This is a genomic window from Deltaproteobacteria bacterium, assembly GCA_003696105.1.
Classification (GTDB): domain Bacteria; phylum Myxococcota_A; class Polyangia; order Haliangiales; family J016; genus J016.
The window spans coordinates 1-5,954 of sequence record RFGE01000317.1 but is presented as its reverse complement, the minus strand read 5'-3'; the positions used below and the strand labels follow the sequence as shown (position 1 = coordinate 5,954).

Genomic DNA, 5,954 nt, shown 5'->3' with positions numbered 1-5,954 from the left:
GCGACGGGGTGTGGGTCCGGGGCGGATCGCCTGCGGGCGGGTCGTCCCCGCGGCGCTGCGCCGGGGCCGCCGTCCCACATGCAACGACACCGCACACGAACCACAGCCTCACCGTCCACCTTCGTGGACTGAACGCCCGGCAGATCATGGCGACGAAAAATACCACGAACGACAAATTGTAGCGCAATCGTAATTTTGTTACGCTAGTGAAATCTGCGCCGGGCCGGGGGCGCTCCGGCGCGCACGCTCATGCGCGCAATCGTTCTGGAACGCAACAAGCTCGTCAACCGCCGGCTCATCCGCTTCTTGGCGTGCGCGGGCTTCGATCCGATCGGCGTCGGCGACCCGGCCGAACTCGAGCCGCACATCGACGGCGCGCAGGTGCTGCTCGCCGACGCATTCGACGGCGACGTGATCGTGCAGGCGATCCGGCGCAATCCGTCGCTGCGCGCGATGATGTTCACGGCCGAGCCGCTCGATCGCTGCTTGCGATACACGGTCGAGCATCCGCAGATCAGCAACGTGTTCGGCCGCGCCGACTTCGCCAGCCCGCCGCGCGACTGGGAACTGATGATGGTGCTGCGCCGGCTCGCGCGCCCTGGAGAGGCGCCGCCGTTCGGCGCGCTCCTCAATTGGGGGTTCACCGGATTTCAGCAACAGGTCGCCGACACGGCGGGGCGCGATCGCGTCGTCCATCAGGTGGCCGAGTTCATCGGGCGGCTGGGCGTTCCGAAACGGATCGGTGAGATGTTCTCCGAGCTGGCGCACGAGATGTTGATGAACGCGATGTTCGACGCGCCGGTCGACGAGCGGGGGGAGCCCAAGTACGCGCTCGACCGCAAGGCCGCGCTGGCGCTCCCCGAGGCGGAGCGGCCGACGCTGCGCCTGGCGACGGACGGCGCGAAGCTCGTCCTCCAGGTGACGGACCCGTTCGGACGGCTCGAACGCAAGCACGTGTTTGCGGGGCTGTCGCGCGGGCTCGCCGGCGGGGCGATGGACACGTCGCACGGCGGCGCTGGCCTCGGCATGGTCGTGTGTCACAACTCGACCGTGGCGATGATCTTCGACGTGGTACGCGGTCAAAAGACCGAAGTGACCGGGGTGTTCGACCTCGACCTCAACCTCCGCGAGTTCCGCACCCGCGGGAAGTCACTCCATTATTTCGAGGCGTAGGATCCACCGAGGCGTAGCGTTCACAGCGCAGGGAGCAGACGATGGAAGCGGCGACACAACAGCCAGGCGAGGGCGGCGCGCAGGACAGCCAGAAACTGACCATCGACAAGTTCGCCGACGGCGCGATCATGTGCCTGAAGTTCTCGGGGACGATCGACGAGGACTTTCACGGCAAACAGATCGCCGCAACCGTCAAGGCGCGCACGCTCATTCTCGACCTCGCGGACATCAAGAAGATTTCGTCGTTCGGTATCCGCGAGTGGGTCGACTTCATCACGACCGTCGAAAAGAACACCGAGGAGATCATCCTGCTCGAGTGCGCGCCGAAGGTGGTCGACCAGCTCAACATGGTGGCCAACTTCGCCGGCAGCGGGAAGGTGTTCAGCTTCTACGCGCCGTACCGGTGCGACTACTGCGACACGGACAGCCGCGTGTTGATGCAGGTCGACCGCGACTGGGACGTCATCAAGAGCATGAAGCCGCCCGAGCGCCCGTGCGCGTCGTGCGGCGAGCCGGAGTACTTCGACGAGGATCCGAGTTCGTACTTCCTTTATATCGCCGGGCAGGAGCGGTTCGATCTCGAGCCGGAGGTCGCGGCGTTCCTGTCGTCGAAGCTCAATTACGTCGTGTCGGACGCGGCGCGGCGTTTGCGCATCGACAAGTACATCGAGGACCGCAACACCTACGTGAAGCTCGCGGGCGACCTCGACGGCTCGTTTCCTCGCGAGAAGCTGGCAGAGGGTCTCGAAGGCGTGATCATCCTCGACGTGTCGGGCATCGGCAAGATCGAGCCGGCCGGCGCCGCCGAGTGGCGCGGGTTCCTTCAGATGATCACCCCGGCGGCGGACGCCATCTACCTGGTGGGCTGTCCTCCCGGTTTCCTCGAAAAGCTCACCCGGCCGGAGGATCTCGGTCCGAAGGCGCAGGTCGTCACGTTCGCCATGCCGTACTCGTGCGAAAAGTGCGCGACCACGGCGTCGCAGATCATCGACGTCGAGCAGCACTTCGACGTGCTCAAGTTCGCGACGCCGCCCGAGATGAAGTGCGCGGATTGCAAGAGTCCGACGGTGTGCGCGGCGACCGAGGGGCTGCTGTCGCACCTGCCGACGCTGCCGAAACCGGAGCTCGACGACAAGATCCGCAAGTTCATCAAGACCGCGCAGGAGCGCAAGCCGGAGAAGAAGGCGACCACGGTCGCCGAGGCCGCGGCGGCGCGGCCCCGGTCGGGCGCGGGCACCGCGATTCTCGCTGCCGTGGTGGCTGCCCTGCTCGCGGTCGGCGGGTTCTGGGCCTACCAGGAGTACCAGCGGCGCGCGCGGGCCGAGGCGGCCCGGCAGCGCGACGAGGTCGGCAGGTTGCTCGAGGCCAGCGCCGAACAGCGGCCGGCGTGGATCACGTCCGACACGCGGTTTTCGTCGTATTGCGTCGAGGACGCCGACGGGCTCGCGTGCGTGGGCGTGTCGTCGTACGTCGACAATCTGGAAGACGCGCGGGTCGAGGCCCAGGAGGCGGCGCTCGAGGGGTTGGCCCACGCCATCGGCCTCAAGATCGCGGACGAGGACTGGGCGCGCACCGTGCGGGCGATCTACGGCGACACTCGGCAGGCCAAGATCAACGAGTTCGAGAAGGCGCGAACGGACCCGGATTCCAACCGCTATGCGCAGGCCAAGCGCGAGGTGCGAGAGGGCCGGCGCGCGGTCGCGGCGAGCCTGAAGGCCACCGCGGGCGGCGCGATCCCGGCGCAGCCGACCAACGAGTACTGGGAGCAGTACGAAGCGGCGGACGGCGAGGGGACGCGGTTCGTCGCGTTCGTTCAGTACCGGGTATCGCCCGACAACGTGGCGCGACTCGTCGACCACTACGGCAAACCGGAGCAGGTGCTCGGCGCGTCGGTCGTCACGGTGTTTCCCGGCATTGCCTGGCGATACCGCGACATCATGACCGGCGCCGTGATCACCAAGCTGGGCGCGGGCGACCTGACGAACTTCGGGCTGGCCGAGAAGTACATCGTGACCAGTATCCAGGACCGCCAGATCAAGGACGCCAAGGCGTTCGCCCAGATCGCGACCGAGGAGTTCGAGCGCAAGAAGAAGGAGGGCGGCGCGCTCAAGCTGATCGTCAAGACCGGCGACACGCCGCCGCTCGAGTACAACAAGCCGATCCCGAAGACGATCCGCGAAGTCCACCAGCCGCGCGGGCCGCGCGGACCGGCGGTGGTCCCGAACATCAACCGCTGGGATCAGTTCGGCGGGCCGCGCCGCCCGGACCGCGACGACCCGACGCAGTAGCCGGTGTTTGGCCGCGCGAGCCGGTCGCGGATTCCTGGCCTGCGCGCGCGATGACCGAACCGAGGATTTGCTCGGCATCTCGCCGTCGGGCTACACTGCGACGCCATGGATCGCCTCGCGCGATGGCTCGTGATTGCGGTCTGCTTGTGTGTCGGGGGGCGCGCCGTGGCCCAGACCGTCACGCCGGCCTACCGCGAGGCGTACGATGAGGGGGTCGAGGCGTACCAACTCGGCGAACTCGAGAGAGCGCGCGCGGCGCTCGAGAAGGCGAGGTCGATCCAGCCCGAGCTGCCGGGCACGTACCGGTGGCTCGCGGCCGTCGCGAAGGCACAAAAGCGATGGGAGGACTGCCTCGCGGCCGCGGAGGAGTACCTCACGCGGAGCAAGGGCGGGCGCTACGTCGACTCGGTGCGCAAGCTCCACGCCGACTGCCGCGACGCGCTCGGCCGCCCGCGGTTCGACGGCGACCTGACGCGCGGCGGCGCAATCGCCGTGACGTCGAACGTCGAGGGAGCGAGCGTGCGCATCAACGGGCTCAAGTACGGTGCGACGCCGCTTTTGCCGCGCCCGGTCGCCGCGGGCCCGTCCGACGTGACGGTCGAAGCGCCGGGCTACCTGCCGAAGACCGTCTCGGTCGACATCGTAGAAGGAATCGTCAAGGACGTGCACGTCGACCTCGAGCGCGACCCGAACGCGGCGCGCGCGGGGTCGCCCAGCCGGCCGCGCGCCGACGAGGTTCGCGTCGGCTGGGTGTCGTTCGCCGTCGGCGTGCCGGGAGCGACCGTGACCGTCGACGGCGAGCCCGCTCGCGCCGACGCGAAGGGCCGCGTCGCGCGACCACCGGGGGTGTACGCCGTGGAGGTGCGCGCGGCCGGGTTCGAGCCGTGGCGCCGGCGCGTCCGGTTCGTTCGCGGGCAGGAACGGACGGTGGCCGTCACCCTGCGGCGGTCGGCCGAGCGGGCGCGCTATCGCCGCCGCGGCTTCATCAGCCTCGGCGTGGCCGCGATCGCCACCGGCGCCGGAGTGGTGTTCTCGTTTCGGGAACAGTCCGCGCGCGAGGAGGCGCAGGACATCTGGGACACCGAGACGCGGCGGCCGCCCGGCGTCGACACGTCGTTCGTCCCGGTGCGCACGCGGGCCGACCTCGAGGACGCGGTCGACCGGGCGCAGACCTGGCGAGCGGCATCGCTTGCGTCGTACGGGGTCGCGGCCGCCGCGCTCGGCGTGAGCGTCTACTTCTTCGTCAAGGAGCGGCCGGCCGAGCGGGAGGGCTATCCATTGCCGATGGCGGTCGTGCCGCTGTTGGACGGCGACGGCGGCCTCGCGGGTGCGGCCGCGGCCTACACCGCGGAGGTGGATTGGTGACGGCGCGGCGGCGGGCGAGCGTCGCGGGCGCGGTCGCGCTCGCGCTCGGCGCGGCGGGCTGCCCGCTGTTCTCGGAGAGTCTGCCCGACCGGTCGTGCCGGGACGATTTCGATTGCTTTCGCGCGCAGGGGGAGGTCTGCAATCCGATGACGAAGACGTGCGAGACCGCGGCCGACGCCGCACCGATGCCGGACGCCCCGCGCCAGCCGGACGCCTCACCCGCAGCGGACGCGGCGCCGGCGCCGGACGCCGCACCGGCCGACGCACCGGCGGCCGACGCACCGCCGGCCGACGCCGCCCCCATCGATGCCGGTGTTCCCGATGCGTGACCCGCTGGTTCGTCGCGTTCGCGTCGCCGCCGCGGCCGCCGCGGCCATCGCGGCGGTCCCCGGCTCGCCGCGGGCCGGCGGCTTGTCGCGGCCCAACATCATCTCGGCACGCGGCGTCGGCATGGGCGGCGCCTTCGTCGCGGTCGCCGACGATCCCACTGCGTTGCACTTCAACCCGGCGGGGATCGCGCTGATCCCCGGGTCCGTCGTGCTCGCCGGCGCGGAGTACGTCTACGCGCCGCGCACGTACACGCCGATGTCGGCCCAGTGCGATGCGGACCCGGAGTTTGCGGCGTGCCAGCCGCAGTCGGCGACCGTGCAGCAACCTGTTCCGGTCGTCGGCTGGGTATCGCGGCTCGACGACGATGGAGTTCCGTCTCGGCTCGCGTTCGGCGTCGGCGCGTGGGCGACTTTCGGCGGGCGGGTCGAGTACGACCGGTTCGTCGACGATCAGGGGCGTCCGCTCGACGACATCCCGGCGATCAACCGGTCCTCCAACTTTACGATCGAGGTCGTCCCCGGTGTCGCGTACGAGGTCAACGACGTGTTGGCGCTCGGGTTCGCGTTCCGCCTCGGCATCGGTGTGTTCGACGCGGACACGACGGCGCGCCCGAGCGACGCGGTGCTGTCGGCGTCGGGCATCGGCGTGGCGGCGACGGCCGGCGCGATGGTGAAGCTGTCGCGGTCGTTTCGCATCGGGGTCGCGTATCGCACGCCACTGACCAACAAGCTCACCGGCGACGGCACTGTCGACACCGGCAGGGAGATCGCGGTCGATGTCAAGGTGGATCAGCAATGG

At 69.7% G+C, this 5,954-nt stretch carries 5 protein-coding genes; 4 read left to right on the top strand and 1 reads right to left on the bottom strand.

The annotated features are described in order from the left end of the window. Window positions 1–249 precede the first annotated feature (249 nt). From D6689_19830 to D6689_19820, 3 genes are all read left to right on the top strand, one after another. Window positions 250–1,173 carry a hypothetical protein gene (locus D6689_19830; GenBank protein ID RMH38240.1) on the top strand — a complete coding sequence of 308 codons (924 nt, stop codon included), beginning with the start codon at window positions 250–252 and terminating at the stop codon, window positions 1,171–1,173. A 41-nt stretch (window positions 1,174–1,214) separates the two neighbouring features. Beyond that, window positions 1,215–3,461, top strand: coding sequence for a hypothetical protein (locus D6689_19825; GenBank protein RMH38239.1), 2,247 nt, complete (start codon window positions 1,215–1,217; stop codon window positions 3,459–3,461). A gap of 105 nt (window positions 3,462–3,566) precedes the next feature. Then, a complete protein-coding gene (locus D6689_19820; protein ID RMH38238.1) occupies window positions 3,567–4,826 on the top strand; it encodes a PEGA domain-containing protein in 1,260 nt (419 codons plus the stop codon). A gap of 215 nt (window positions 4,827–5,041) precedes the next feature. Here D6689_19820 and D6689_19815 read toward each other — a convergent pair whose 3' ends face one another. Beyond that, window positions 5,042–5,314, bottom strand: a complete 273-nt coding sequence (locus D6689_19815) for a hypothetical protein (protein ID RMH38237.1) — start codon at window positions 5,312–5,314, stop codon at window positions 5,042–5,044. Between D6689_19815 and D6689_19810 the strand changes: the two genes are divergently transcribed. Next, window positions 5,277–5,954 (top strand): hypothetical protein (locus D6689_19810; protein RMH38236.1); only part of this gene is annotated, 678 nt, incomplete at its 3' end. The genes D6689_19815 and D6689_19810 overlap by 38 nt on opposite strands.